The 26,622-nt window shown below is 59.5% G+C and carries 23 protein-coding genes; 8 read left to right on the forward strand and 15 right to left on the reverse strand.

Translation table 11 applies throughout. The features are described from left to right. The coding region (locus RJ1_RS30375; protein WP_255284909.1) for an AMP-binding protein at window positions 1–675 on the reverse strand (675 nt) is incomplete at its 3' end. Between the two features lie 274 nt (window positions 676–949). Here RJ1_RS30375 and RJ1_RS30380 point away from each other — a divergent pair. Together RJ1_RS30380 and RJ1_RS30385 are read left to right on the forward strand one after the other, a co-directional pair. Continuing rightward, on the forward strand, window positions 950–2,800 hold the full coding sequence (locus RJ1_RS30380; RefSeq protein WP_255284910.1) for a thiamine pyrophosphate-requiring protein: 1,851 nt from the start codon (window positions 950–952) through the stop codon (window positions 2,798–2,800). A 49-nt stretch (window positions 2,801–2,849) separates the two neighbouring features. Next, window positions 2,850–3,278, forward strand: a complete 429-nt coding sequence (locus tag RJ1_RS30385; protein ID WP_073366227.1) for a GlcG/HbpS family heme-binding protein — start codon at window positions 2,850–2,852, stop codon at window positions 3,276–3,278. A 156-nt stretch (window positions 3,279–3,434) separates the two neighbouring features. Here the strand turns inward: RJ1_RS30385 and RJ1_RS30390 are convergent, their stop codons facing one another. The 8 genes from RJ1_RS30390 to RJ1_RS30425 form a co-directional block, all read right to left on the reverse strand. Next, window positions 3,435–5,570, reverse strand: coding sequence for an acetate--CoA ligase family protein (locus RJ1_RS30390; protein ID WP_073366228.1), 2,136 nt, complete (start codon window positions 5,568–5,570; stop codon window positions 3,435–3,437). Window positions 5,571–5,609: 39 nt separating this feature from the next. Next, a complete protein-coding gene (locus RJ1_RS30395) occupies window positions 5,610–6,833 on the reverse strand; it encodes an acetyl-CoA acetyltransferase (protein WP_073366229.1) in 1,224 nt (407 codons plus the stop codon). Continuing rightward, window positions 6,811–8,157: an OB-fold domain-containing protein gene (locus RJ1_RS30400; RefSeq protein ID WP_162850237.1), complete on the reverse strand. Its 1,347-nt coding sequence runs from the start codon at window positions 8,155–8,157 to the stop codon at window positions 6,811–6,813. The genes RJ1_RS30395 and RJ1_RS30400 overlap by 23 nt, the downstream gene beginning before the upstream one ends. Before the next feature lie 114 nt (window positions 8,158–8,271). After that, window positions 8,272–9,453: an acyl-CoA dehydrogenase family protein gene (locus tag RJ1_RS30405; protein WP_083400260.1), complete on the reverse strand. Its 1,182-nt coding sequence runs from the start codon at window positions 9,451–9,453 to the stop codon at window positions 8,272–8,274. Then, window positions 9,450–10,238, reverse strand: a complete 789-nt coding sequence (locus tag RJ1_RS30410) for an SDR family oxidoreductase (RefSeq protein ID WP_240319555.1) — start codon at window positions 10,236–10,238, stop codon at window positions 9,450–9,452. The genes RJ1_RS30405 and RJ1_RS30410 overlap by 4 nt, the downstream gene beginning before the upstream one ends. Beyond that, window positions 10,235–11,380, reverse strand: a complete 1,146-nt coding sequence (locus RJ1_RS30415) for an acyl-CoA dehydrogenase family protein (RefSeq protein WP_073366231.1) — start codon at window positions 11,378–11,380, stop codon at window positions 10,235–10,237. Before RJ1_RS30415 ends, RJ1_RS30410 begins: the two co-directional genes overlap by 4 nt. Further along, the gene (locus tag RJ1_RS30420) at window positions 11,377–11,793 is read right to left on the reverse strand and encodes a MaoC/PaaZ C-terminal domain-containing protein (RefSeq protein WP_255284911.1); all 417 of its coding nucleotides are present in this window, start codon (window positions 11,791–11,793) and stop codon (window positions 11,377–11,379) included. The genes RJ1_RS30415 and RJ1_RS30420 overlap by 4 nt, the downstream gene beginning before the upstream one ends. Beyond that, window positions 11,790–12,239, reverse strand: coding sequence for an FAS1-like dehydratase domain-containing protein (locus RJ1_RS30425; RefSeq protein ID WP_073366232.1), 450 nt, complete (start codon window positions 12,237–12,239; stop codon window positions 11,790–11,792). The genes RJ1_RS30420 and RJ1_RS30425 overlap by 4 nt, the downstream gene beginning before the upstream one ends. Window positions 12,240–12,402: 163 nt before the next feature. Here RJ1_RS30425 and RJ1_RS30430 point away from each other — a divergent pair, with 163 nt between their 5' ends. The 4 genes from RJ1_RS30430 (at window position 12,403) to RJ1_RS30445 (ending at window position 15,761) form a co-directional block, all read left to right on the forward strand. Further along, window positions 12,403–13,584 (forward strand): CaiB/BaiF CoA transferase family protein, encoded by a 1,182-nt coding sequence (locus RJ1_RS30430; RefSeq protein ID WP_073366233.1) that lies wholly within the window; start codon window positions 12,403–12,405, stop codon window positions 13,582–13,584. Between the two features lie 80 nt (window positions 13,585–13,664). Continuing rightward, complete coding sequence (locus tag RJ1_RS30435; RefSeq protein WP_073366234.1) at window positions 13,665–14,483, forward strand: enoyl-CoA hydratase/isomerase family protein; 819 nt, start codon at window positions 13,665–13,667, stop codon at window positions 14,481–14,483. Further along, window positions 14,476–14,979 (forward strand): MaoC/PaaZ C-terminal domain-containing protein, encoded by a 504-nt coding sequence (locus RJ1_RS30440; protein WP_073366235.1) that lies wholly within the window; start codon window positions 14,476–14,478, stop codon window positions 14,977–14,979. The genes RJ1_RS30435 and RJ1_RS30440 overlap by 8 nt, the downstream gene beginning before the upstream one ends. After that, window positions 14,976–15,761, forward strand: a complete 786-nt coding sequence (locus RJ1_RS30445) for an enoyl-CoA hydratase-related protein (RefSeq protein ID WP_073366236.1) — start codon at window positions 14,976–14,978, stop codon at window positions 15,759–15,761. Before RJ1_RS30440 ends, RJ1_RS30445 begins: the two co-directional genes overlap by 4 nt. A 565-nt stretch (window positions 15,762–16,326) precedes the next feature. Here RJ1_RS30445 and RJ1_RS48965 read toward each other — a convergent pair. The 3 genes from RJ1_RS48965 to RJ1_RS30460 all read right to left on the reverse strand — a co-directional run bounded on the left by RJ1_RS48965 (window position 16,327) and on the right by RJ1_RS30460 (window position 18,955). Beyond that, window positions 16,327–17,505 carry an NAD(P)/FAD-dependent oxidoreductase gene (locus RJ1_RS48965; protein WP_073366237.1) on the reverse strand — a complete coding sequence of 393 codons (1,179 nt, stop codon included), beginning with the start codon at window positions 17,503–17,505 and terminating at the stop codon, window positions 16,327–16,329. Beyond that, window positions 17,502–17,828 (reverse strand): 2Fe-2S iron-sulfur cluster-binding protein, encoded by a 327-nt coding sequence (locus RJ1_RS30455; protein ID WP_073366238.1) that lies wholly within the window; start codon window positions 17,826–17,828, stop codon window positions 17,502–17,504. Before RJ1_RS30455 ends, RJ1_RS48965 begins: the two co-directional genes overlap by 4 nt. A gap of 92 nt (window positions 17,829–17,920) precedes the next feature. Further along, window positions 17,921–18,955 (reverse strand): sugar ABC transporter substrate-binding protein, encoded by a 1,035-nt coding sequence (locus RJ1_RS30460; RefSeq protein WP_162850236.1) that lies wholly within the window; start codon window positions 18,953–18,955, stop codon window positions 17,921–17,923. Between the two features lie 1,480 nt (window positions 18,956–20,435). Here RJ1_RS30460 and RJ1_RS30465 point away from each other — a divergent pair. Together RJ1_RS30465 and RJ1_RS30470 are read left to right on the forward strand one after the other, a co-directional pair. Then, complete coding sequence (locus tag RJ1_RS30465) at window positions 20,436–21,266, forward strand: mycofactocin-coupled SDR family oxidoreductase (RefSeq protein ID WP_073366240.1); 831 nt, start codon at window positions 20,436–20,438, stop codon at window positions 21,264–21,266. Window positions 21,267–21,297: 31 nt separating this feature from the next. Further along, complete coding sequence (locus RJ1_RS30470) at window positions 21,298–22,539, forward strand: cytochrome P450 (RefSeq protein ID WP_073366241.1); 1,242 nt, start codon at window positions 21,298–21,300, stop codon at window positions 22,537–22,539. 374 nt (window positions 22,540–22,913) lie between these two features. Here the strand turns inward: RJ1_RS30470 and RJ1_RS30475 are convergent, their stop codons facing one another. From RJ1_RS30475 to RJ1_RS30485, 3 genes are all read right to left on the reverse strand, one after another. Continuing rightward, window positions 22,914–23,672, reverse strand: coding sequence for an SDR family NAD(P)-dependent oxidoreductase (locus tag RJ1_RS30475; protein ID WP_073366242.1), 759 nt, complete (start codon window positions 23,670–23,672; stop codon window positions 22,914–22,916). Window positions 23,673–24,647: 975 nt separating this feature from the next. Then, window positions 24,648–25,316: a GntR family transcriptional regulator gene (locus RJ1_RS30480; RefSeq protein WP_073366243.1), complete on the reverse strand. Its 669-nt coding sequence runs from the start codon at window positions 25,314–25,316 to the stop codon at window positions 24,648–24,650. 92 nt (window positions 25,317–25,408) lie between these two features. Continuing rightward, on the reverse strand, window positions 25,409–26,605 hold the full coding sequence (locus RJ1_RS30485; RefSeq protein WP_083400255.1) for a CaiB/BaiF CoA transferase family protein: 1,197 nt from the start codon (window positions 26,603–26,605) through the stop codon (window positions 25,409–25,411). Window positions 26,606–26,622: the final 17 nt, after the last annotated feature.

Raw genomic sequence — 26,622 nt, forward strand, 5'->3', positions numbered from 1 at the left:
GGCGACCTCGACGTCGATGCCGGTGCGCTTGACGACGAGCACGTGCTTCACGGACTCCGCCCCGTCCACCGCCTGGTCGACGGCGGGCTTGAGGGGTGCGGCCTGGCCGCGGCGCCACTGTCCGTCGACGGTGACGACGAGTTTGGCTTCGGCGTCGTCGATGCGCGAGCGCAGGGCGCTGGCGGAGAAGCCGGCGAACACCACCGAGTGGGTGAGGCCGAGGCGGGCGCAGGCGAGCATCGTGACGATGGCCTCGGGGATCATCGGCATGTAGATCGCGACGCGGTCGCCGGCGACGAGTCCGAGGTCGCTGAAGGTGTTGGCGGCCTTGCTGACTTCGGCGAGCAGGTCGTTGTAGGTGAGGTCGCGGGTGTCGCCCGGTTCGCCCTCGAAGTGGATGGCGACGCGGTCGCCGTTGCCGGCGAGGACGTGGCGGTCGACGCAGTTGTAGGCGACGTTGAGCCGTCCGTTGACGAACCATTTCGCGACGGGGGCGTCGGACCAGTCGAGGACCTCGGAGAAGGGTGCGTGCCAGTGCAGGCGCTCGGCCTGCTTCGCCCAGAACGCGAGACGGTCCTCGTCGGCGGCAGCCTGGAGCTCGGGTCCGGCGTTGGCCGTGGCGGTGAACTCGGGACTCGGCGGAAATATCTCGCGAAAATCTGCTGAACTGATCACTGTAATCCTTGCCAATCCTTGTCGTTCAGAACATGCGGTCGCAGCGGACGCCACCCCCTCCCGCCAACGCGCACGCAGTCTCACTACACGCTGAGCACAGATAGCGTAACGGGTTCGGGTACGTACCAGACCAGGTGAATGGACGAACGAAAACCCTTTCCGACACCTCAACGCCATCGACATCGGATGTCAGAGTCCGCGAGATCCATGAATTCGCTCCGATCACATCCCGTTTGACACTGCCTTTGCACCACGACATGACACCAGCACAAGCGTGCGCCCTCGCGCTCATTTCCGAGAACTCGATTCCCGAGCACGAAAGGGTCTCGTCATCGACAGTAATGTATGCAAAGATGGACGCAGGTTGCCGCGAGGTCCGCGGGGACGATCGAGACGCTTCCGATGCGTACCGTCCATTCGGACGGAGCTTCCGGCAGACGCTTCCAATAACGAAGGGAACGAGTTGATGCGAGCGAGTCAGGCAGTCGCCGAGGTGCTCCGACGGGAGGGAATCGAATATGCATTCTGCATCCCCTCCAATAAGCTGATCGACGCGGTCGCCGAGGTCGGCATCCGTCCAATCGTCGGCCGCCAGGAGCGCAGCACCATCAATATGGCGGACGCATACAGCCGCACGACCAACGGTGAAAAGATCGGCGTGGCGCTGGTTCAGCAGGGGCCCGGCGCGGAGCACGCGTTCGGAAGCATCGCGCAAGCCTACTCCGACTCGGTACCGCTTCTGTTCCTCCCGCAAGGAGATCCGCGGAAGGCACACGGGCTTCGGACAAGCTTCGATGCGGTCGAGGCGTTCAAGCCGATCACGAAATGGTCTGCACGGCTCGATAATCCGGCTACCATTCACGATCAGCTGCGACGAGCCTTCCAGCTGATGCGTTCCGGGCGTCCCGGTCCGGTCCTGCTGGAACTGCCGATCGATGTAGCCGACGAAGAGGTCGACGAGGCGCTGTTCACCTACGAGCCTCCAATCCGCTACCTCAGCGCTGCGAACTCCGCAGACGTTGTCCGCGCAATCGACCTCCTCATGGAGGCCGAGCGACCTCTTATCCGCGCCGGCCACGGCGTGCTCTGGGCCGACGCCACGGACGAACTGGTCGAGTTCGCCGAGCTTCTCGGCGCTCCGGTTGCCACGACGTATGTCGCGAAAAGCGCTTTTCCCGAGAACCATCCACTGTCCATCGGCACCGGTGGCACCGGCGTCAGCGCAGGTATCCGTGCCTTTGTTCCCGACGCCGACGTGTTCTTCAGCATCGGCGCGAGCCTGCTAAACACGCTGGGTTCCTTCCACCTTCCGGCAGGTCGCACGGTCATCCAGTCCACGAATGACCCCAATGATCTCTCGCTGCAATACCCGATCGCGTCCGCGCTGGTGGGCGACGCGAAGCTGGTCCTCAACCAGCTCACCGAGGAGCTCAAGAAGCGCTTGGCAGCGAAGAAGCCGGTGAGCGCGTCCCGCGATGCCCGAGCCGAGGTCGCTGCTACCAACGCGCAGACGAAGGAAGACTGGGCTGAGCGTTTCGCTTCCGACGAGGTTCCGATCAGCCCCTTGCGCCTGGTCTCAGAGATGATCGACGCACTCGATCCCGACACGACCATCGTCACCCACGACTCGGGTTACCCGCGTGATCATTTGGCTCCGCACTACGCGAGTACCAAACCTCGCGGCTACCTCGGTTGGGGCAACTCCACTCCGCTGGGCTCGTCGCTAGGACTGGCGCTCGGGGCCGCGGTCGCCGCTCCCGACAAGGTCTCGGTCTGCTTCCTCGGAGACGCTGCCTTCGGTCAGTGCGGGCTGGAACTCGAAACTGCGGTTCGCAACAAGATTCCGGTACTGGTAGTTCTGACGAACAACTCGCAAATGACCGGGTACGGGCATCACCACCCGATCGCACAGGAGAAATTCGGCCACAAGGAACTGTCGGGCAACTATGCTGAGATCGGTACCGCACTCGGAGCCGTCTCATACAAGGTGACCGAACCGAGCGAGGTCGGAGCAACTCTGCGTAAGGCCATTGCCGAGGTTCAGGGCGGCGCCACAGTGCTCCTCGAGATCATCACCGGCGCACTGCGACACCGCTACGCGGCCGTCGATGTCATTCCGAGCTGAGGGTATCGATGATTGTGAGCACCGCTACCATTCGGACGGAGAATCTCGCATGAGCCTCGACCTGAACACTGCTCGCACGATTGTGTCTGCTGCGCGGCGGCACGGACGGAACGACGAACTCGAGGCACTGACGGTTGTCGTTCTCGATGCCGGTGGACACGTGATTGCGGCCGAGCGCGAAGACGGTGCGTCGATCAAGCGTTTCGAGATCGCCTTCGCCAAGGCGCACGGCGCCTTGGCGCTCGGTATGGGGTCTCGTGCCATCATGGCTCGCGCCGAGCAGCAAGCATACTTCGTCGCAGCCGCGACGTCCGCAGTCGGCGGGGCACTCGTACCGGTTCCCGGTGGTGTTCTCGTCCTCGACAAGGACGACGCCACCGTGGGTGCTGTCGGGATCTCGGGCGACACGTCCGATTCCGACGAAGCGGCTTGCATTGCCGGTATTACGGCCGCAGGATTCAAGCCCAGAGTGGACTAGTACGGCTGCCGAAGGCGGTGTCGGATCACCGGGGAAATCTCACCCCTGATCCGGCACCGCCTTCGCGCTTCCACAACAGATCGCGGATACGGCAAAATGGCCGCGGAACCTCGGTTCCGCGGCCATTTTGCCGTATCCGCAACTGCGAGCGCGCTTCTACGCCTTCAATACGACTGCATCGAGAGCCACACAGTCGGTACCACTTTCGTCGACGATGAGACGAAGCGGATTGATCTCGATCTCGCTCACCGAATCCGCGACGGAGAGGTATCGCTCCGCCACCCTCTGCGCCGTCGCACGCAGCGCTCTGAGGTCGTACGGAACGCTGCCGCGGAATCCTGTCAGCCTGTGCCACAACCGGAGTGGCTTCAGAGCGCGGTTGAACTCATCATCCGAGAACGGAATGGATAGGTGAAGGACATCTCGTTCGATCTCGGTCGCGATGCCACCAGCACCCAGGGTGAGGACGGGGCCGAACACCTCGTCTCGGTGAGCGCTCAACAATACGTCGAGCCCTTCGCCGATCATTTCCTGCACGAAGACTCCGTCCGGGACCACACCGTACGGCGCCAGACGCGAGGTGGACATCATTTCGGCTGCAGCCTTAGTCGTATCTATTCCGCCCGTCAAACCCAACCGAACCCCTCCTACCTCGGTCTTGTGAATGAGGCCGGGTGCAGATAACTTCAAAGCGACGGCGCCGCCGATCTCCTCTGCTGCTTGCCCTGCTGCTTCCGGGTCTACCGAGAATATCTCGGTAGGAAAGCGCAGACAATCCGAACTCAGAAGTGCGACAGCCTGGTCGTACGGTAGCGCCTGATCGGAAGTAGACCTGGCGTGATTTGGCGCTTCCTTATCGGACACGCTTGACTGATCCGCGGCCACCGGCTTGGCGCCGACGCGATCGCGCCACTCGGCAAAGCGGCTCAACGCTGCCACCAGGCTTCGCACACTGCCGAACGGAGCGAGACCTGCCTCCTCGAGAAGGTTGTAGCCTCCGCCACGCCGCGGTGACATCCAGACTGGGAGGAGAAGCTTTCCTGATTCACGCGTGATGTCGATGGCATCGCGGGTCACCTGCACCGTGTTCTCCGCGTAGTCCGCCGGCATCGCGAAGAGAATCGATCCGACTTGATCGTCAGCGCAGATCAACGACAGGACCTCGCGGTTGAGGTTGGAATCCGTGAACACTTTGGTGGTGAGATCCACAGGGTTCGATGAGAAGCCGAACTCCGGCGCTCGGTCGGTGAGCTTCGCTGTGGTCGTTTCACCGAACTTCGCCAGCTCGAGACCGGCGGCACCGACGAGGTCTGCAGCCAGCGAGGCAGTTCCGCCGGAGAACGAGTACACGCACGTCCTGGTGGCATCGACGTCTGGCGCGTCGAGTGCACGCGAGAAGAGCATCAGTGTTTCGCCGAGTTCATCGATGTCGTCGACGCGGACGACACCGTGCTGCGCGAACACCGCGGTCGCGACCTGGTCGTTGCCGGCAATGGAGGCGGTGTGAGATGCAGCCGATTGCTGTCCGTATTCCGAGCGGCCGATCTTCAAGATGACAATCGGCTTACCTGCTCGCTCGGCACGCACAGCTGCCTCGACGAATTTTGCACCGTTGCTGAATCCTTCGACCACTGCGCCGATCACCTTGATACGGGGGTCATCGACCATGTGGTTGACGAAGTCAGAGATGTCGAGATCCGCTTCGTTGCCCGGTGAAGACCACAGGCCGATTCCCAGCCCGCGGTCCATCCACTGCATGACAGCTCGACCCAGACCGCCGCCCTGGGTCACCAGTCCCACCGGTCCACTCGTGGTGTCCTCACCCGCGACCGGCGACATGCTCAGCAGCGCTCGGTCGGCAATGTTCGCCAGACCGGGCGAGTTCGGTCCGTAAACACGGACTCCGGCAGCGCGCGCGGTCTCGACGATCTCAGCTTGCAGACGCCGGCCTTCGTCGTTCGTCTCGGCAAATCCCGAGCTGAGGATCATGACGTGCCTGACGCCGCCTTTTGCGCAGTCACGGACGGCGTCGAGTACCAAATCGGCCGCGACCAGGACGATAGCGACGTCGATCGGGTTTCCGCCCACTTCGCTGATGCGCGAGTAGCAACGATCGCCTTGAACGGACTCGTAACGAGGGTTCACAGGTACGGCGCCATTCGGGATCGCCGAATTGTTGCGGACGTTGTTGTAGGTCGAGTGGCCTAATGATCCCACCCGATCTGACGCTCCGATCACTGCCACGCGGGTGGGTCGGACAAGACGTGAAATGTCAGCGAAGTCGACTGCCATTGTTTGACTCTCGGTTTCTACTCGGTGGGGATTCTCTCGTCAACGCGAAGGCGCGGCGTCGTTCTGCGAAGGATCAGAGGTGGACGTTCCTACGATCGCGATGAAGCACACGCAATCACCTGGTGCACCGCCCAGGTTCTGGGTCAGCGCCATGGTCCGTCCTGCGGTGTCCAGCTGCCGGTCACCGGCTTCACCGCGCAGTTGCAGCCAGCATTCGTAGAGCATGCGTAAACCACTGGCACCGACGGGGTGGCCGAAGCTCTTCAAGCCACCGTCGGGGTTGACCGGGAGGGCACCGTCGCGGTCGTACTTGCCCGCCAGTACGTCTGACCATGCCTCGCCGCGTCGTGAGAAGCCCAGGTCTTCCATCAGTACGATCTCGGTGGGTGTGAAGCAGTCGTGCACTTCGGCGAGGGCAAGCTGATCGCAAGGATCGGTGATACCGGCCTGCTCGTAGGCAGTGTGGGCGCAGCTGACAACCTCTTCGAACGTCGTGAAGTCGTAATCTTCGTCTGCGACACCGGATCCGCTACCCGTCACCAGCGACAAGGCCTTGATGAACAGCGGTTTGTCGGTGTACTTGTAAGCGTCCTCGGCTCGGACTACGATTGCCGTGGCGGCGCCGTCGGCCACCCCTGAGCAGTCGAAGATGCCGAGGTCGCCTGCGACGACGGGAGCGCGCGCGATGGTTTCCTTGTCGACAGCTTTTCGGAACTGTGCTCGCGGGTTGAGGGCGCCGTTGGCGTGATTCTTCCAGGCAACGTGCGTCATCGCGTCACGGAAGGTCTCGGACGAGACGTCGTACCGTTCTTTGTACGCGGGCGCCAGGAAACTGAAATTGGCCGGCGCGCTCGTGTTTACTCGGGTGCCGTCGTCTTGGATTTTCGGTGAGAGGAGCCCCGCGTATCCTGTGTCCTTGAGCTTCTCGACGCCGACGGCCATGGCCACGTCGACGGCTCCCGACGCCACTGCGTAGACTGCGGACCGGAGCGCTTCTGATCCTGTCGCACACATGTTTTCGACACGAGTGATGGGTTTCCCCTGAACTTTCAGTGGCCGGGCGAGTGCCATCCCACTGATCCCGGACACGTACGTACCCAGCCAGAAAGCATCGATGTCTTCTGTCGTCATTCTCGCGCTGTCGAGAGTGTCGCTCACGACGTCCACGGCGAGTTGCTCAGCGCTGACGTCGAAATGCTCGCCGAATCGAGTGCAGCCCATCGCGACTATGGCAACGCGATCACGCAAGCTGTGCTGTGCCATTACTGCGCTCCTCTTCCTGATCGGTTACCGCGGGGCGGGCCTTCCAGATGTAGTTGTGGATTCCGTCGACGGTCGCTCCGCGCCGGAATGTCGGGACGACTTCGTCGTCGACCCGTGGGGCTGAGGCGACGTCGGTGAGCTCGCATTGGATGCGTCCCCCCGTACCGAACTGGATGACAGCACTCACCAGTGGCGGGCTCGGAGAGAAGGCAAGGTGGTCGACCGTTGTCGTCACGACCCGCGCGCGCTGGCCGATTGCCGAGACGTCATCGAATTCCGCTGCCCGGCACTTGTGGCAGACAGCAGGAATCGGGTAGGCGACTGCTCCGCATGAACGGCACCGGCCGCCAGTCAGCGCAAGCTTGAACCCACGATTTCGCCACGCGTAGGGCGCGGACGGACGGTCCGGGTCCGGTCGACGCGGACGTTCACTCTGTACCCGGTTTTTCCAGATCAGGTACTGGGTGTAGGAAATCGACGTACCACCGGCCAATCGATCTCGTAGTGATCTCGGCTTTGCCGACTTCAGGTTCGCGCCGGCGCGCAGCACCATCGCGTCCGCTCCGTCTGCCAGCGAGACCAGAAGTAGCGTGTCTCCTTCGTCGGCACTGTCGAGGAGATCTGCCAACAGTAGTCCGGATTGGGCTGCTCCTACGTTGCCCAACGCATCCAGGCCACGGGGGTCGTTCGCGGTGGCCTTGGTCCAGCCGGACAGTGCCTTGGTCGCGGATTTGACCGCGCGACCGTTCGCGGAGGACACCGCGAACCGGGTCACGCCGGTGGGGTCCACTCCCTGCTCACCGAGTTGAGCCAGGAGCTGCTCGAGCAGTTCCAGATAGCGTTCTTCGCCGAAGCGTTCTTCCCATACTGAGGAGCCCGTGTCGGACTGATCTCGCCAGCGGTCGAGGAACTCGGCCGTAACCGACGCCGTCGCGACGACTTCCGCTGCCACGGCGTCGTCTCCGAACAGAAATGCCGCAGCTGCGTCTCCACCACCACGTTCATCGGCACCTCCGACGTGTCCACCGCGGGTATCCGCCAGGACGGCAAGCCCACCGTCGCGTGCCGCTGCGGCCAGTGCGGTGAATCCGCCGCGAATCGTTGTGCCGAGATCAACTGCTGCGATATCCGGACGCAGTTGCAGGGCAGTGTGTATCGCCGTTGCATTGACCTTGTCGACATAGGCCGGGGCGGTGGTCGCGAACCATAGACTGTTCGCGCGCCGACACGACTCGACAAACGGCAGCGCCGCTTCGACTCCGAGCGTGGTCGTGTCCTGATCGTACGCGGCCACAGTACGCACGCCCTTGGCCTTCTGGCCCAATGCCGCTGCTATGTCACTTCTTTCTAGCCTAAACTTGGGCACGTATGAGGAGTACCTGACTATTCCAGCCATACTGGTCACCTACTCTTCGCCGATGGCGATTCTGTCGAAACATCAACGCAAAGCCGAAACACCGAGGAGTGCCCTTCCGATCTGGAGGATCTGCATTTGGCTGGTTCCTTCGGGGATGGTCGCCTCGCGGGCGTCACGGAAGAAGCGCTCGACCGGGTGTCCCTCGGTCAATCCGATCGCACCGTGGACCTGCACGGCTTCGGTAGCCACTGCGACCGCGGTCTCGGCGCAGAAATATTTGGCCATCGAGCATGCGACGCGCGCGTCGATGCCGGAGTCGAGAAGTCTTGCACTCGAGCGGTACAGCTCTCGTGCTGCCGCGGTGCGGGTGGCGATGTCGACCACCATCTTCTGTACCAACTGGAATTCCGCGAGTTGCTTGCCGAACTGCTTGCGAGTCGTGACGTGTGTACGCGAGGCGTCTAGGCATGCTTGGGCGATCCCGACACATCCCGCGCTGACGTTCAGTCGTCCACCGTTGACTCCGTGCATCGCCAAAGACAGACCCCTACCGACCTCACCGAGAACTCGATCCGGGCCCACCACCACTCGGTCGAGTTCGACATCGCAACTGGACACTGCCCGCACTGGCATGTGCGGGTGTTCGATGGTTCGATACCCGTCGCTGCGTTCGACGAGGAAAGCGGTGATTCCCCGTGATCCCAGGTTCGGATCGACTGTTGCCAAGACGATTCCGAAGTCACCGTGGTTGGCGTTGGTGATGTAGCTCTTGACTCCGGAGAGTCGGTATCCGCCCCCAGGAAGTGGTTCGGCGCGGGTGGCCACAGCGCCTGCGTCCGAGCCGGCTTCGCGTTCAGTGATCGCGAACCAGCCCAGTCTATCCCCCGACAGGAGGGGGGTCAGAAATTCCTTCTTCTGATCGGGTGTTCCCGCGTGGGATAGTAGTTCCGCCACCAAGGTCATGATGTTGGTCGTCGTGCGGATACTCGCCCACGCCCGTCCAGCTTCTTCCATCAGGCTCGCCGACTGGAGGTGGGTCAGGCCGAGCCCACCGTCCGAAATCGGGATTGGACCGCGAATGAATCCCACGTCGACCAGGGGTCGGACTATCTCCGCCGGGAAGCGTCGATCTCGTTCACACTCTTCGATCAGATCCGTTAACCCGGACAGGTACTCTCGTGCCCGGCCGAGGATCACGATCGTGTCGTCCTCGAGCAGATCCCAGGTGGGATCCGCGGTGAGAGCTCCGGTCGCGCCGCTCATCCGAATCGTCCACCGGACACGTGCAGGACCTCGCCGGTGACGAAGCCGGCATCGGGCGATGCCAGGTATCGGACGGCAGCTGCGACATCGTTCGGTTCACCCAGTCGTTTGATGCTGTTGTCCTTGCGAGCGCGTTCGGCGATCTGTTCGAAGCGCTCGAGATTGCGTAGCGACGGGGTTTCGATGAGGCCTGGTGCAATGGAATTGGCCGTGATCGAATAGCGGCCGAGTTCTTTCGCGACCGATCTGGTCAATCCGATGACTCCCGCCTTGGCGGCTGAGTAGTTCGCTTGGCCGGGATTTCCGTGCCACGCACGTGATGCGACCGTGATGATGCGCCCGTACGACTGTTCAACCATCGGACGCGCCGCTTCTCGAACGCACACGAAGGTTCCGGTCAAGCAGACATTGACCACATCGCTCCAGGCGTCATCCGACATTTCCAGCAACCTACCGTCCTTCGGGAAGCCGTGACTGGTCACCAGGATGTCCAAGCTGCCATGGTCGGCGACGGTGGCCTCTACCGCGGTTCGCACTGCAGAAGAATCAGTTACGTCGATCTGGACACCCACGAAAGTTCCCGTCGGCACCTCTTTCCGGAGTACCTCACTCGCGCGCTCCAGTGCATGCGAGTTGAGATCCGCGAGAACAACTTTCACCCCTCGTTCGGCGAGTGTCGCGGCTACGCGGCTACCCAGACCACCCGCGCCACCCGTGATCAGCGCGGTCTGCCGATCCAACGGCCGCTCTGTATCTGACATGATTCTCCCTTTCGGCGCGATCACAGGGATCGAGCGATGATCTCTTTCATGACTTCGTTCGCGCCGCCGTAAACCTTCTGAACGCGAGCGTCGGCGTACATGCGCGCGATGGCATATTCCTCCATGTACCCGTAGCCGCCCCAAAGCTGGACACATTCGTCGAGGACCTTGCACTGGACGTCACTGAGCCACCACTTGGCCATTGCCGCAGTAGAATTGTCGAGTTCGCCGTTGGCGTGATCGACTATGCAGTTGTCGATGAACAGTCGTGCGGCCTTGGCGAGCGTCTGGCATTCCGCGAGAATGAAACGGGTGTTCTGCATCTCGAACAGTGCTTTACCGAAGACCTTGCGTTCCTTTACGTAATCCACCGTCAAGGCCACGGCCTTCTCCGTCTGGTTCACAGCGTTTACGCCTAGAATCAACCGTTCCTGCGGCATTTGTGTCATGAGCGCCGGGAAACCTGCTCCTTCCTCGCCGATCCGGTTCCCGACGGGGACTCGGCACGACACGAAGAAAAGTTCGGCTGTGTCGGCCGCGTGCTGCCCGATCTTGCGAAGCGGCTGGCCGCGGTTGAATCCGGGTGTCCCTGCTTCAACCGCGATCAGAGTGATCGCTTTTGGATCCTCGGCCCCTTCCACCTTGACCGCTACGATGACCAAGTCAGCGGTCAATCCATTGGTGATGAACGTTTTCGCGCCGTCGATGACGTACTCGTCACCCTCGCGGCGCGCCCGACACGTCATCGCCCGGACATCACTGCCCGCGCCCGCCTCCGTCATCGCGATTGCACCGATGATGCGACCCTCTACCATCGCCGGCAGCCACCGTTCGCATTGGTCCTGTGTTCCGTAATTCAGGATGTAGTCGGTGACGACTCCACTGTGAACATTATTCCCCCAGCCTTTTTCCAGGATGCTCGACTGTGCCTCAGTGATGGCGATCTGGTGCAGAATGTTTCCCCCCGCCCCGCCAAAGCGCTCGGGAACCGTGGGGCACAACAATCCCACCTTCCCGGCGGCGAGCCAGAACTCTCGGTCCACGTGCCGTTGGTCCGCCCATTTCGGCATCTCTGGGACGGCTTCCTTGACGAAGAACCGGCGGGCGGTGTCCTGTAGCGCGGCAAGTTCGTCGTTCATCCACGGCGATACATATTTTGCCGTCATATCTCGTCTCCATGTCGGTTGAAGGAAAACCGGGCGCCGCCTCGGCCTGTGATGGTTCCGTCCTGCAGCTCGGTCCGGATTTCGACGTCGAAACCGTCCTCTCCTTCAGGTGACACTCGAGCATGCGCGGTAGGTTTCGCCCCCAGTGGCGTCTTGGCAACAAAACGTAGTTTCCACTCTGCGAGTATCGCGTGTGGAAAGGCCTCTGTCAGAAGTCTTCCGAGGTACGCCATGGAGAGCATGCCGTGGGCGATGACATCGTCCTCTCCGGCGGCTCTCGCTGCAGCAGTATCCAGGTGCAGCGGATTTCGGTCCCCGGACGCCGATGCGTACCGGGCCAGGACGTCCCGATCGACGGGAGGTAGTTGTAATGCCCAGGAGCCGGCGACCAGTTCCGGGTTTTCGCGTGTCACGTGTTCACGTCCCAACGGATTGCGAGCAGATTTTCGAGTACCGCCACTCGGTCGCCGTTCCGGCTGACTGTCGTTCGTCGGCGTAGGAAGCCCAGACGACCCTGGCTCTTCTCGAAGTAGTCGTCGATTCGCGGGTCGAACTCTAGTTTTTCGCCGGCGTGGCATGAGGTGTGATATTGAAAGGACTGCTCTGCGTGCAGCACGGATGAGAGCGACGCGCCCAGCAATTCGACTGCCAGGTATGGCTGTGGGCGTCTGAATTCGAGCGCGAACAGATATGTCGGCGGCAGCAGAATGTCGGGATGGCCGGATGCCCAGGCCACCTCCGGGTCGAAGAACTGTCGTCGCTCCTCCCCTATCGACGTGGCGAATTCGACCACCTCCGATCGCTTGACCGTGACGTCGAATCTCGGTAACTGTAAACCGACCACTTGGTCGCCGCGCATGTGCCACCTCCTCGTTCCACTGCTCGGAAACAGCCTGGTCCGCTCAGTTGAGTATTGATTATGTATGCGAAAGTACATACAGTTTGTACCACAGCGCAGTCCGCACAGGCTAGAGCCGAAAGCGGCTGACAGACGTTACGATCGTCGATTGGAGCCATGTTCAATGCCCGGTAGTCAACCTCCGCTATTCGGGGTCAAAGTCATCGATCTGTCCGAGCAGGTGCCTGGCCCGAACACGACGCGACTCCTGACCGGCCTTGGCGCCGACGTCCTCAAGATCGAGCGCCCGGACGAAGGCGACAGACTGCGCCACCGGCCGGCGATGTTCGAAGCCGAGAACCGCGGAAAACGCAGTCTGGCTATCGATCTCAAGAACGCTGAAGGTCGAGCAACACTGCTTCGCATGGTTGCTGACGCAGATGTTTTCGTCGAGGGGTACCGCCCTGGGGTAACCGATCGACTCGGAATCGGATTCAAGGATCTCATCGCAGTCAATCCTCGACTGGTGTACGTCTCCATCTCGGGATATGGAGCGAGCGGTCCGTATCGAGACCTCCCCGGCCATGACTTTCAGTATCTTTCCTTTGTGGGTGCCATTCCCGCTCCGCTTCCCGAACATGCCGCCAATTACGTGCCCACCACGCTTCCCGTCGCTGACCTCGGCACCTCGTTGTACGCGTCGCTGGCCATCGTGCTCGCATTGCACGAGCGCCGAGGAAACCCCGAGTCCTTCGTCGGGAAGCAGATCGACGTAGCCATGGCTGATTGTGCGCTGTCGATGATGGAGCCGCGGATTGCAGAGGCGATGCACGAGGAGAGCAGCGCAGCGGCGCTCGTTCGCCCCGGGTACGGCGTCTACGGGACGAAGGACGGTCGGTACGTCACCATCGGAGCTTTGGAAGATCATTTCTGGGCACGGCTGGCAAAAGCGGTGGACCTTCCCGAACTGCTCGGCCCCGAGTACGCGACGTTCCCACTCCGGAAGCAGCATATTGCCGAGATCGAGGCAACTCTCCGTCCACGGATCCAGGAATTCGAACGAGACGGCCTGATCGAACTCCTCATCCGGCACGACGTGCCGGTAGCGCCGTTAAACGATCTCCACGAGCCACTGGCGGACAAGCACTTCATCGACCGCGGCATGATCATTCGCAACGAGGGCGCCCCACACACGCGCGTATCCGAGTGGCCGGCCGCCCTTGCCGACTTCGCTGACCGTTCGCTGCTGACCGCGGCGCCCGCCGTCGGGGAACATAGCATCGAGATCCTTCGGGAAGCAGGCTTCTCTGCTGACGAAATCGACGAACTGATTCGAGCGGGAACAGTCGTCGCACAGACATCGTGATGCGCCGGCCGTTCATGTGAAACCGACATCGAGCACCACCGATTCCCTGTCATCGACAACCAACTGAAAGCGAGAACGTGATGGATTGGTCCAAGTACGACCGCCTGTCCTTCGAATACCCCTCCGACGGAGTTCTGGTCATCCGGATCAACCGTCCGGAGCGCAAGAACGCCATGGACCAGCAACTCCACACCCAGTTCGCACAGGTCTGGCACGACGTCGCGGCCGACCCGAAGACTCGCGCCGTCGTGGTTACCGGGCAAGGTGAAGCCTTCTCGGCCGGCGGCGACTTCGAGATGGTGGAGGACACCATCGGCAACTACGCGACGGTAAAGCGGTTGTTCCAGGAGGCAGCGGACATCGTCTACAACATCACCAACTGCCCCAAGCCCGTAATCTCAGCGATCAATGGCGTTGCGGTTGGTGCAGGCCTGGCGGTGGCGTTGATGGCTGACATCAGCATCATGTCCGAGGACGCACGGCTCACCGACGGCCACGTCAAGATCGGTGTGGCGGCAGGCGACCACGCCGCCATCATTTGGCCGCTACTGTGCGGGCTGGCCAAAGCACGCTACTACCTGCTCACATGCGAGTTCATCGACGGACGGGAAGCCGAGCGCATCGGGCTGGTCAGCAAGTCCGTACCGGCAGAAGAACTTCTGCCCAACGCCCTCAAGATCGCCGAACGCCTGGCACGAGGATCCGCGGACGCCATCTCCGCCACCAAGCGCACCCTCAACCATTGGGTACGTGATGCCGGACCGATCTTTGAGTCCTCGCTCGCCATGGAGATGCTCGGATTCTTCTCACCCGACGCCAGGGAAGGCCTCGACGCGATGCGGGAGAAGCGGTACCCGGTCTTCCCGAGCTCCCGTCAGACGGTTGGCGTCGATGTCTGATTCGCTTCCCACTCCGGGCATCGGTGTCTTCACGCGCACTCTGTACTTCGAGGACGTTCCCCTCCAGCAGGTATTCACCACGTCGGGGAGAACTATCACCGAAGCCGACGTGACGTCGTTTGCCGGTCTGTCCGGTGACTACAACATGCTGCACGTTGACGAGGACTTTGCGTCGAAGACAGCCTTCGGCGGACGTATCGCACACGGGTTGCTGATCCTGTCCATCGCGTCCGGCCTCACGACCAGGCTCCCGGTACTGACGGCCCTGCAGCCGTCCCTTCTCGGAATGACCTCCGTGACCTGCCAATGGCCATCGCCCACCAAGATCGGTGACACGCTCCGGGTTGATCTGACGTTCGAGTCGGCCAAACTGACTCGAAGCGGTTCGCGCGGGATCGTCACCGAGCGGCGGGTCGCGCGCGCCCAGGACGGGAGAATTGTTCTCGACAGCCATTGGGATCTACTTGTCGCACGGCGCCCGGAGAATCTGACATGACCACTGTCGACCTACGTTACGACGACCGCATCGCTGTGGTGACATTGGACCGTGCACCCGTCAATGCACTCTCTTCGGAGATGTACGAAGACCTCGCGGAGGCTCTCGACGAGGTTGCAGGAGCACACCGCGTCTCAGCCGTCGTCCTTCGATCGGCAAGCAGCAAGGTGTTCTGCGCTGGCGCCGACGTACGGGAGCTCGGAGCGTTGACCGGCGCTCAGGCTCACACCGCGGACGTTCGGCGCCAAGAGCTCGCCCGATCGGTGTTCGATAACCTGCTCAATCTCCCACAACCCACCATCGCAGTCCTGGACGGGCCCGCCATCGGCGCCGGCGCGGTCATTGCATCGTGCTGTGACTTGCGGATCTCTTCGACTCGAGCATCCTTTCGACTTCCGGAGGTCGATGTCGGACGATGCGGTGGTGCTCGGCATCTCATGCGTCATCTTCCCCAGGGCATAGTGAGAAGGATGTACTTCACCGCCGAAATGCTCGATGCCCGACAGGCCGAGAAGTACGGTTTCGTCGAGCTCGTCCCCGAGGGGGAGGATCCGCTGGAGGTTTCCTTCGATCGCGCTCGACAGATCGCCGCAAAGAGCCCAACTGCACTGCGATTGGGAAAACGCGCACTGAACGAAAGCGAAGCCCTATCTGTGACCGAAGGGTATGCGACGGAACAGCAGTACACACTGAAACTCGCCCGAACAGCCGACGCGGCGGAAGCAATCCTCGCTCGACGCGAAGGACGCCCGCCGAACTTCACCGGAGCCTCGGCGGAATGATCGCAACGACCAGAAATTGGGATTGACCCGACAGAATCGTCGTACTGCTCAACTGCAGGCTTTCGCTCGATATCTGGATGTCGAGCGAAAGCCTGCAGCAGAATCACACGACCACTCGACAGGCACGTTACTCACGGCGGTCAGCCACTACCCGGATACCCCGCACGGAGGTACCGCCACTCGACGCGATGAAATCCCTCGGTGCACACACCACCGGAGTTCAAATATTCCCAATCAATCGGATGCTCGTGGGTCGAGATACGTGTCGTTCGGTCGAGCACGTAGGTCGCTGCTATGGATGCGGCGCAAGTACTCCGCCCGCAAACTTATTCCGTCACGGCAGCACACCAAGCAACATGCTGCGACAATCGTCAAACGACCCGATTGCGACGACGCACGACGTCGACGACACCTAGACGGGATAACATACCAGTCATGGCCGTACCGACGAACCGATGTGGATTCACCAGATGAAAGATCCCTTGTTGCTAGACCCTTGACAGCGCGAGCACGAGAAGTCCGCACGAGAGACCGTCGAACTGGCAGTGCCACTACACTTTCCAGATCAGCTCGCGATCGCACTACTCAAGTGTCTCCGCACTCGCATGTGGTCGCGAGGCGCGTTCACCGACTCTGCACCGAGAAGCGTGTCACCTGAATAGCACATGAACGAGAAGCTATCTGGGCCTCGCATCTCTTGCTCTACGCGGTCACACCCACCAACCAGACCGGCGATCTGCAGTTTCCGACCGAACTGTTCAGTCCAGAACCACGGAACAGAACTATACGAGTTCGTCACTTCGCCAACAATTTGACGTGCGACGTATCGAGCTTGATCGGCAGCATTCTGGACAGATTCGAGTCTGACCATATCCACATCTCGATCCCGAGCAATGGGGAATCGCGCACAGTCACCAATCGCAAAGACGGTCGGATCGGAACACCTCAGAAAGGAATCAGCCAGGACTCCTCGGTCCGTCGCCAACCCTGAATCCGCAGCCAAACGGTCATTTGGCCTCGACCCAATACCCACAATGACGAGATCAGCCTCGAGAGTCGTCCCGGCCGAGGTGATGACTGCGCGCACCATGCCTCCCGAACCCTCGATTGCGTCGATTCCTGTTGATAATCGCAAGTCAACCCCCGCGGAACGATGTACGCGCTCAAAGTATTCGGACATCGAATGGGTAACTGCTCGGCCCATGATGTGGTCGTTCGCCTCGAGAACCACGACCCGCTTGCCCGCGGAGACAACCATGGCTGCAGTCTCGAGCCCTATGAACCCTCCCCCGACTATGACTACATTGCGTGCTCGCGCAACACGAGCACGCAATAGACGGGCGTCGTCGTCGGTAGCCAACCTTACGACCCCGTCGAGATCAGCACCGGGGATGGACAGGACACGCGGAGTCGAGCCGGTAGCGAGGACAAGGTGATCGTAAACGAGAGAACGATACCCCTCCAGCACAACCGATTTCGCAGAACGTTCGATCGATCGAACCTGGTGCCCAGTAATCAGTTCAATCTGATGCTCGTCGAAGTACGAAAAAGGACGAAAGACGCCATCCTCAAGTTCTTGCTTGCCCCACAGAAACTCTTTACTCAGCGGAGGACGTTGATATGGCAACCTGGGAGAACTATCGATTACGGCTATGTCTCCCGTCCATCCGCTCAAACGTAAGAAGTGGGCCGCATGAAAGCCAGCATGGCCGGCGCCGACGACCACTACCCGACGGCTGCTCACCAAAGTTGTTCGCTAGGAACACGCAGAACCAGACCGTCCAGCTCATCGCTGGCGTGGATCTGACATGACAGCCTACTGTTGAATTTGCGAACAGATGCGGTCTCCTCGAGCATTACCGTTTCTTCTTCCGAGCACGCAGGTAAACTGTCGATGAAGTTCTCACCTACATAAACGTGACACGTTGCACACATCGCCTGCCCGCCGCACTCACCAAGAATGCCCGGGATCCCATTCGACTGGGCCGCCATCATTAACGACTTTCCACTTGCCACATCGCATGTTGTACTGGACTCATCCGCCTGGATATAAGTAATTCTGGGCATCTCAGACCGATCCCTTCTAATCAAGTCCCAAAACGTAAAACTCTCAATACACTACGTTCACTCACAATCGGCCGATCCATCAAACTTCAAATCTAACCATGACTGGTCTCACTTCCCCAGAGCGCAACGAACTGTTCGCGGAAGTCGGTGGGTTCTCCACTCCATTCCAGGTCCGGATTGAAATCGATGTTGTCTGCGGTGTGCAGCTGCACTGGCATGTCGAATCCGTGATAAACATCTACGGGAACCTCTTGTCCTGCGAAAAGCCGACCAAGAGCGTCCGCGAGCATATAGCCCCTGTAGTGCAATCCTTGATCGAGCGAAGCCGCCAAGACCTTGCCGTCAGCTATCTGTTGCATGTTCGCAGGAATCCCTCCGACTGTCACGCCCCGGATACGGTCCGCAACACCCGCTTGCTGTAGCGCTTCCGGAACACCCACGAATGAGGCGCCAAAGACACCATACAAATAATTGATATTAGGGTTCGCCTGGACTGCGGAAACAATTCGCGACGGGAGTGTGCTCCCCAACTCCGACATACTGAACTCGAGATCGTTCACTGCACAGTTCGGGCACTGATCGCTCAACCGATCGACGAACCCATCGCGTTGCGCAACAGCAGCATCGATATCTGGTGGGTATGCAACGAGAACGTCCGCGTCATTTGAACTGTCGACCATGGTCCAGTCAGCAGCGATGCTGCCAAACCTTCGTGCCTCAGGAAGCGAATAGAACGAGAAATCGATACTAGGACCTGAATTTCCTTCCAGGGAAGTTGAGTAGCCAAGTACCTTGACCCCGGAGTCGTGTAGAGACTGAAGTTGGGGACCAATCGACGATGTCAAGAGACCGCTCAGAATGACGGCATCAAATCCCTGACTACGCGCTTGCTCGATTGCCCTTGCCTCCTTCTGAGCATCAGCTCCAGCTTGAAGGTTCTGGACTTCCATCCCCAGGATACTGGCAGCTTCGGTGAATGCGCCATACGCAGCATTGTCATTCGCCGTCCCCACTCCGATCCACGCAACAGATTTCCCAGTAGGCTTCTGCTTGAGTGGTTCGACGATGCCGATAGATTTGGGTTTCTGAGTGAATATCTCAACACTTGATCGGACGTCTGCCGACACCTCTCCAGCAGGTGATCCAGACCGAGGTGAGCTATCGACGTCGTTACTCGCGCACGACGCTCCAAGTAGCACTACCGTCAAACATGCAACGGCACTGGGTATACCGTGTTTTCTCCAGCCGAATCGAGCGTTCCTACCCATCACGACTTCCTTTCGTCTCCATCACGGACCTCCCGCATATGACAGGAAGTACAACCACTCCAGATTTAGGAACACCCGCCTGAACGACCGACAATCCTTCCAAGGTCTCGGCCGGCTCGCCCAGCACGCTCCCATACCGGCAAATCCGCCACAGTGCGCGCGTCACAACCACTTCAACCACCGACATTCCGACTGAGATTGCCAGGCCCCAACATGTTGCTTGTCCCGGATCCCACTCACTTACGTCAAACGCGGAGGGGTCAGGACGGGCGAGTCACGCAAGCGGTCGTCATGATCTTCCAGATCGGGGGCAACCTCTTCTTTACGTGCAGATTTAGGGCACACGGACTCGCGCCAACGGCGACGATAGGCAATTCCCTTCTTCGAGTTGCACTTCCGCCAGCTCCAACACTCATGTGTCATTCGGCTACGCGATCGCGCCTGCAGCAAACCGCTTCTACTCGGGCGCCGCCCGGACCGCGTCGATTCGCGTCGCCGATCTATGTCTACAGTTATGCATGCAGAGAAGTATCGAGTGACTCACGTCATATGTCAATAGAACGCCCTCGCGGCCGCACCGTTGCTGCCGAGAGGTCGCCAGGCCCCTTCACTTCTCAATCACACTGGACTCAAATGTGCTTGGATGCTGATGCAGCGTTCCATGCAAATGGTTTCGTCGTGATCCCGACCATCCCGACTCAAGAGGCTGAACCGATAACCACACCGCTCCTTAGCATTACGTCACACGTGAGCACCTTGCGACGACGGCAGAACCGGATCCAACAACGCCGTCCGTCGTCTTGCCAGCGAAGCAAGGTCCTAGGAGCCTGATCTAGGCATGGCGTCTCCTGAAGAGCTCGCACCTAGTGATCGCGGCGTCATCAAACACTGGCTGTTGGATGTACTCAGCCACAACATGTTCTGCAACTGTCTATGACAGCGGTCGGCGCTGATCTCCCCCTCAACTCGTTAATCATCGCGCCTTCGAACGTACGGACCCATTCCGATGCTCTACTCGGATCCACTCGGATTGATCAGGGAGTAGGAGACACTAGCGACCTAGATCACAATGACGTATGCTTCCGCCAGCTAAGGACATAGACATCGGGAAGACCCAGGTTGCGATGGATCGAATCGACCAGATCGTACGCACCGTGCGGATCGCGCGAAGCAATGCCCGACCGTAGTTGCCAGTATCGCAGTTAGGGATGCAACGGTTCGGAGCGTGTAAACAACACGGGAGGACCGCCAGATGACTTGTACTCCTAACTGGTTATCCAACGGCTCGAGACACATCCAAATGAAACCATTCACACTCGAATGCAAAGGTGACTGATAAATGGGATCACTTGACGGCAAGGTAGCGTGTGTTACCGGGGCTGCCCGCGGGCAGGGGCGAAGCCACGCTATCGCCCTTGCGCGGGAGGGTGCGAACATTATCGCTCTAGATGCGTGTGCGCAGATCGATACTGTCCCTTATCCCCTGCCAACAGAAGAAGACCTCCAGGAGACGGCTTCTCAAGTTGAGAAACTCGGAAGAAGTATCATATTCGGAATCGCTGACATCCGTGATCTGTCCTCAACTCAGCGATTCGTCGATAGCGCTGTACAAGATCTCGGCCGTCTCGATATCGTGTGCGCCAATGCAGCGATCAGCACCTTCTCTCCGGCCCTGGATATGGATGAGGAAACGTGGCAGACAACAATCGATGTCAATCTTACGGGGGCCTGGAAGACCTGCAAGGCGACAGTTCCACACATCATTTCCGGCGGGCGTGGAGGATCCGTAATACTTACAAGCTCTGCCGCAACGACTATGATCTCAAACAACATCGCACACTATATTTCTGCTAAACAAGGCTTGGTCGGTCTGATGCGTGCCCTGGCTAAAGAACTTGCTCCGAACCGCATCCGCGTGAATACCGTTCACCCTACTGGTGTTGCCACGCCGATGATTCTAAATGATGCCATCTATCGACTTTTCAGGCCAGACCTTGAGAATCCTGGGCGCGAGGATTTTGAATCTGTAGCACGAGAGCACAATGCTCTAGGTGTTCCGTTCATAGAAAGCGAGGACGTATCTAATGCTGTTGTTTACCTTGCCTCTGAGTCTGGACGATACATCACGGGAAGCACTCTGACGCTTGACGCAGGCGGCTCGCTCGCGTAACAACCTCGATTCAAGAATCAGGAAATATGTCATGACCGAAAAAACTGCCGCAAAGTCTCTGGTCGACGAAGTTCAGATTGAGAACCCGGATTTCTACGACGAAAATCAGTTCGCTATATACGACAGAATGCGCACTGAAGCCCCGGCCTTCTTCTATGCTCCATTGGATATATTCGTTCTGACAAGAATGGATGATATTCGGTACGTCTCGTCCAGGCCTGACCTATTCTCAAACACAGGCGGACTGACTCTTAACCAGCTCAGAATGAAGAAGGAAGGATCAGACGATTCCTTCGAGAGATTCAATGAACCGGAGGGCGAGCTTGTCATAACTAAGGATCCGCCACGGCAGCGCGAACTCCGCGGCTTGATGTCTCCAACACTGACACCACGATATTTGCAGAAATTTCAAACTGCGCTGGACCGCTATTGCCGCGAGCTCGTCGACTCGGTCGCCGAAGGAGAAATATTTGATTTCGTCGATACAATAGCGGAGCCGCTGCCTCTATACATAGCAGCAGAGATTCTCGGGGTGTCCGAAGTCGACATTCCCAGAATGAAGACCTGGATGACAGCTCTGGAGGAGTTGACGAGGGTTGAAACGATAGCAGACCTGGAAAAGCCAGCTGAGCATTTCGACGAGATGAAGCTGTTCCTCGCAGAACAACTCAATGCTAAACGCGTTTCGCCGGGTGATGACATGATGTCAATGTTCTTAACCTCTCGTCTGAATGACGAGCCTGTTCCGGATCCGATTGTGATTTCGCATGTTTCGACCCTCATGTCCAACGGTGGGACCACTCGCCTGATGCTAACTAGCCTCGCTAACTACCTTGCCGAGAATAGTGAGCTATTTTACCAGATTAAGAATGATCCCCAACTACTAGACGGAGCTATAGAAGAATGCTTACGCCTAGAACCACCAGCTCGAGGATTCGTTCGCACCGCAACAACTGACACGGAATTGGCAGGTGCCCGAGTTAACTCAGGTCAGCGTGTCTACATGGTGTATCCAGCTGCGAATCGCGATCCAAAGTACTTCGACAATCCGAATGCCTTTAATGCTCACCGCAAACAGGCGATCGGCCATGTTGCGTTTGGCTTTGGTGCACACTTCTGCCTCGGAAATCGGCTAGCCCGAATGGAGGCTCAAGCGCTATTCAGGGAGATTACCTCCCGATTCGCAGAGATTCGCGTACGCGGTCAAATGAGTCGCTACCGTCACGTTCAGCTCAACGGATTGGCTACGCTGCCGGTGTCTTTCCACCGTTAGCGCCCGAGTCACCCTTAACTACCGATGCGCGTCGTGCTCTATTTAAGGTAGGGTACGACGTGCATCGGCAGGAAGTTCGACTAAACTATGTCCACGCTTCCCTACGCGAACCGACATGTTGTCTATCCACCCCCGAATTCCACGGTGTACACTTCGGCGCGCACACTCGATCGGGCACCTACAGTTGCCGGCCAGCAGGGATTGGGTTGAGTCGCATTTCGTGGAGTCCAACCCCTGCTGGATCACTCTTCTCGTATGGTGTTATACATTAACGACGGGAGCTGATGAGGTCTGCGGTATGTTTATGCTTCCGCGTACGATTCTAATATCCGAAGTGAGAGCGCGCACCGCCATTGATCTGATATCGCGGTAGGCTATGTGTGCAGGTGGTAGCCCCCAGAGACACAGAGCACTTCACCCGTGATGAAGCTCGCCTTCTCGCTCGCCAGAAACGCAACCGCGTTGGCAATATCTTGAGGAGTTCCCGCCCGTCCGAGCGGTGTTTGCTGCGCCATCTGCTCGACGTACTCCTCCGAGTAGATCTTCGCGAGGAAGGCATTCCACGCAAGTCCCGGTGCCACAGCGTTCACGCGGACTCCGAACGGCGCGGCCTCCATCGCAGCTGCCCGGGTGAAGCCCATAATGCCGGCCTTGGCCGCAGCGTAGTGGGCCTCACCTTCTGCAGGACGCATCCATCCTGCAATGGATGACATGTTCACGACGGCACCTGAACCCTGGGCCCTCATCAAAGCCAATGCCCGCCGAGTCACCATGAACGGGCCTGTCAGAGATACGTCGATCACCTTTTGCCAAGTTTCGGTAGGCATTTCCGGCAACGGCGAAAGATCGTTGATACCACTGTTGTTCACAACGACGTCGAGTCGACCGTAGCGCTCGAACACACCAGTGACGACCTCGTCGATGCGGGCCTCGTCGCGGACGTCACAGGCCAGTCCGACCACTTCGTTACCCGTCTCCGCGGCGATCTCTGCAGCGACTTTCGCGGTTCGCTCTGCGTGTTGGTCGCTGATGACCACGGTCGCCCCGTCCTCAGAGAACGTTCGTGCAACTGCCCGCCCGATACCCGCGCCGGCCGCTGCCGTGACAAACACTACCTTGTCCTTGAACTGCATCCGATGCTCCTGTTTCACCTGGAAGTAATGACAACCCTGATGGGACACATGCAATCTGGGCTCGGCCGCTGGCGCGACAGCCGCACGCCGTTTGCCCTCATTTATGCATACACTTCACCATATAATTCTGCAACGGCCTTGGTCAAGGGCCGGACGGCGTTAGCACAGAACGAACTCCACTCCGCCGCGGCGGTGAAACTGGAATCTATTCCATAGAAGGAAGGCTTACAGCTAGGCCGTACGGAGATCGTCGTGCGGGATTAGTCGGTCTCGCCCTCGGCGTCAGAATGGGAATTGCAACATGGCCGTTCTCGGACCACGAGACCAGCCATGACTCACCGAAGAGCCCCCGGCCGTCGAGGGAAGACGATGCCTTACCGTGGCTTGATCGAGCGATGCCAGAGTTGTCCTACGACCAGGCGATTCGTGACAAGTCGAACGAACCCCCATCGCGTAGAATCCAAGCAAGGAGCCTCGGATCAGCTACACCTACAGGCATTTCGCGATCGACATCAACGCTCGGCGGGCGTACATTTCAGTCCCGCCGACGACGATACCTGCGCAGCACACACCGATTTCATCGCCGACACACCGATATCCTTCACCGCGCACAGCATCTCCCATTCCGATTAGGCTTCCATGGGCGCCAAAAATATTACTGTCCAGCGTATTTCACGCCTTTGCTGCGGGAATCGGCGGTATTGTTTCAGGCCGAATACGCCTAAAGGTAGTAGGAAAGTCCAGCGCCGCAATCGCATCCGGGCCGAAGTATCGTTGTACAGCACAAATGCACCAGCGAGAAGCCAGGACGCGCCTCCCCGAGATGTGGAACGTTCACTACAATCATGCGACTGCATTCCGCGCACGTAGGTCGACCACCCACTGTTTGCCGACGACATCGATTGACAAAGTCCGTGCTTCATCCACTTGGTTTCAATCGTCTCCCTGCACCGAGGTGTGGAGGGAGACGCGTTTTCAGCGCAGAGCAGCTACAGCCATCGTGCGTTCATGCCCGCCGGTTCGGTGCGCGTTTGACAATTCAGTCAAGCGTGAAATGTCATACTTCTTCAGTGCGGTGATGATCGCGTTGTGCTCGGCGTTGATGCGCTTGGCGGCGTCAGGCGTCCGCCACCACCATGCCGCACTGTAGCCCTCGGACAGCTGCCAGAGTCGCTGCACTTCACGCCGAAATTGGCCGAGCGGGGACAGATCAAAGATTGTGAAGTGGAACTCACGGTTCCAATGGAGCACCTGTGCGACATTGCGGGCGTCGATCGCCTCGATCATGTTCTCGTTTGCTTCTTTGAGATAGGCGAGCTTCTCAGGATCCGGCCGGGTGATGGTCTTGAACAGCTCCGCTTCGAGCATTGCGCGCATAGCTAAGATCTGCTCATGATCATCGTCGTCAAGGCGGGCAACGACGTAACCACGATTCACCTCGTAGGTGACCACGCCCTCCGCCTCGAGGGTGCGCAACGCCTCGCGCAAAGGGCTACGAGAAACGCCAATTTTTTCCGCCAAATCGACCTGACGGACCTTCTCGCCGGGCAGAAGCACGCGGTCGATGATCAAGCCTCGGATCTGAGCTGCCGCCTGAAGCGTAAGTTGATGCCCCGAAACTGCTGACGACTCGCTGTTTGCCATACCCAGATCCCCTATTCAGACAGATTGCACTCAATTATACACACACTTGGGTGTCAATCGAGGTACTCATAGGCAACAGCAGGGTGTCGGGCTCATCGACGGGAGTTAACCTGCCAGTCGTCAAGGATCGATGCGTGATCAGCGTCGAGTTCCGGCCCCGCCTTCTGCGGAACCGTGTAACCATCGAGCGAGAACGGCATGGTTACCGTCCGCGAACCATCGCTCAAGGTCGACAGATACCCCTCGGTGAGGACGTGCTCGTCCGACAGCACATCGTGAATCGTGTTGACCGGTCCGCACCACACACCACCGACTCTGAGCCGATCCAACCAGTAGTCCGCCGACTCGGTGGCGAAATGACCGTCGAGTACGGTACGCAGTTCAGCCGCGTTCGCAATGGCCTGGTCGTACGTTGCGAATCGTGTGTCATCTCGAATGTGTTCGAGGCCGGCCGCCTCGATAAAGGTCGGCCATGCCTGTGAATTGATCGCCGCGATCGCGATCCACTTGCCGTCGTTCGCTCGATACTGGTTCAGCGCCGCATTACGCGGATGTCGGCGAGGCCGGCCGTTCGTCGATGCGCCGTCTGTGTTCGCCGCGGATCCGACGAGCAACATCTGTGTCCAGAGCGCGGTCTGCAGAAGCGAACCGGTCACAGTAGATCCCTCACCGGTCTTGGACCTCTGAGCCAACGCCGAGACAATTCCGAAGGAAAGCATCGTTCCGGTCAGCACGTCGTTCATAGCCCCGGGAGGTGCGAACGGCTCGCCGGGCTCCGGTGACATGGTGAACAGCATCCCGGCATAAGCCATTCCCGTCATGTCCTGCGCAAGGTCGTCCGCTCGTGGGCCTTTCACACCAAGCCCCGCGGCCCTGGCGTAAATCAACCGCGGGAACCGGCTGCGCAGATCATCTTCGCCAACCCCCAGCTTTCGCAAGGTCGGACCACTGAGGTTGGTCACGAACACATCTGCCGCGTCCAGCAGCCCGTCCAGGATCGCCCGATCGTCGCCCTGACCGAGGTCGAGAACGATTGATCGCTTGTTGCGGTTGCAGGCTGAGAAGGACAAGCTTGTCCCGGCTCGTTCGCCCTTGGTCGCCTGCCCTGCGGTCGGAGCTACGTGCCTACGGGCCGGATCACCGGAAGCGCTTTCGACTTTGACAACGTCGGCGCCCAGGTCGGCCAGAAGCATGCTCGCAACCGACCCTGCCATCCAGATAGTCATGTCGACCACCCGGACGCCCGCAAGTGGGCCACTTTCGGAGCTTCGAGAGCTGTTCATAGACATCACAACATCCTCATCGG

Origin of the sequence: Rhodococcus jostii NBRC 16295 (assembly GCF_001894825.1) — a bacterium.
Taxonomy (GTDB): Bacteria; Actinomycetota; Actinomycetes; order Mycobacteriales; family Mycobacteriaceae; genus Rhodococcus_F; species Rhodococcus_F jostii.

What these genes read in the sequence shown, in the direction of transcription:
- RJ1_RS30385 (WP_073366227.1), top strand. Translation starts at nt 2,850, where the DNA reads ATGAGCCTCGACCTGAACACTGCTCGCACGATTGTGTCTGCTGCGCGG.
- RJ1_RS30390 (WP_073366228.1), bottom strand. Translation starts at nt 5,570, where the DNA reads ATGGCAGTCGACTTCGCTGACATTTCACGTCTTGTCCGACCCACCCGC.
- RJ1_RS30395 (WP_073366229.1), bottom strand. Translation starts at nt 6,833, where the DNA reads ATGGCACAGCACAGCTTGCGTGATCGCGTTGCCATAGTCGCGATGGGC.
- RJ1_RS30405 (WP_083400260.1), bottom strand. Translation starts at nt 9,453, where the DNA reads ATGAGCGGCGCGACCGGAGCTCTCACCGCGGATCCCACCTGGGATCTG.
- RJ1_RS30415 (WP_073366231.1), bottom strand. Translation starts at nt 11,380, where the DNA reads ATGACGGCAAAATATGTATCGCCGTGGATGAACGACGAACTTGCCGCG.
- RJ1_RS30425 (WP_073366232.1), bottom strand. Translation starts at nt 12,239, where the DNA reads ATGCGCGGCGACCAAGTGGTCGGTTTACAGTTACCGAGATTCGACGTC.
- RJ1_RS30430 (WP_073366233.1), top strand. Translation starts at nt 12,403, where the DNA reads ATGCCCGGTAGTCAACCTCCGCTATTCGGGGTCAAAGTCATCGATCTG.
- RJ1_RS30435 (WP_073366234.1), top strand. Translation starts at nt 13,665, where the DNA reads ATGGATTGGTCCAAGTACGACCGCCTGTCCTTCGAATACCCCTCCGAC.
- RJ1_RS30440 (WP_073366235.1), top strand. Translation starts at nt 14,476, where the DNA reads ATGTCTGATTCGCTTCCCACTCCGGGCATCGGTGTCTTCACGCGCACT.
- RJ1_RS30445 (WP_073366236.1), top strand. Translation starts at nt 14,976, where the DNA reads ATGACCACTGTCGACCTACGTTACGACGACCGCATCGCTGTGGTGACA.
- RJ1_RS30455 (WP_073366238.1), bottom strand. Translation starts at nt 17,828, where the DNA reads ATGCCCAGAATTACTTATATCCAGGCGGATGAGTCCAGTACAACATGC.
- RJ1_RS30465 (WP_073366240.1), top strand. Translation starts at nt 20,436, where the DNA reads ATGGGATCACTTGACGGCAAGGTAGCGTGTGTTACCGGGGCTGCCCGC.
- RJ1_RS30470 (WP_073366241.1), top strand. Translation starts at nt 21,298, where the DNA reads ATGACCGAAAAAACTGCCGCAAAGTCTCTGGTCGACGAAGTTCAGATT.
- RJ1_RS30475 (WP_073366242.1), bottom strand. Translation starts at nt 23,672, where the DNA reads ATGCAGTTCAAGGACAAGGTAGTGTTTGTCACGGCAGCGGCCGGCGCG.
- RJ1_RS30480 (WP_073366243.1), bottom strand. Translation starts at nt 25,316, where the DNA reads ATGGCAAACAGCGAGTCGTCAGCAGTTTCGGGGCATCAACTTACGCTT.
- RJ1_RS30485 (WP_083400255.1), bottom strand. Translation starts at nt 26,605, where the DNA reads ATGTCTATGAACAGCTCTCGAAGCTCCGAAAGTGGCCCACTTGCGGGC.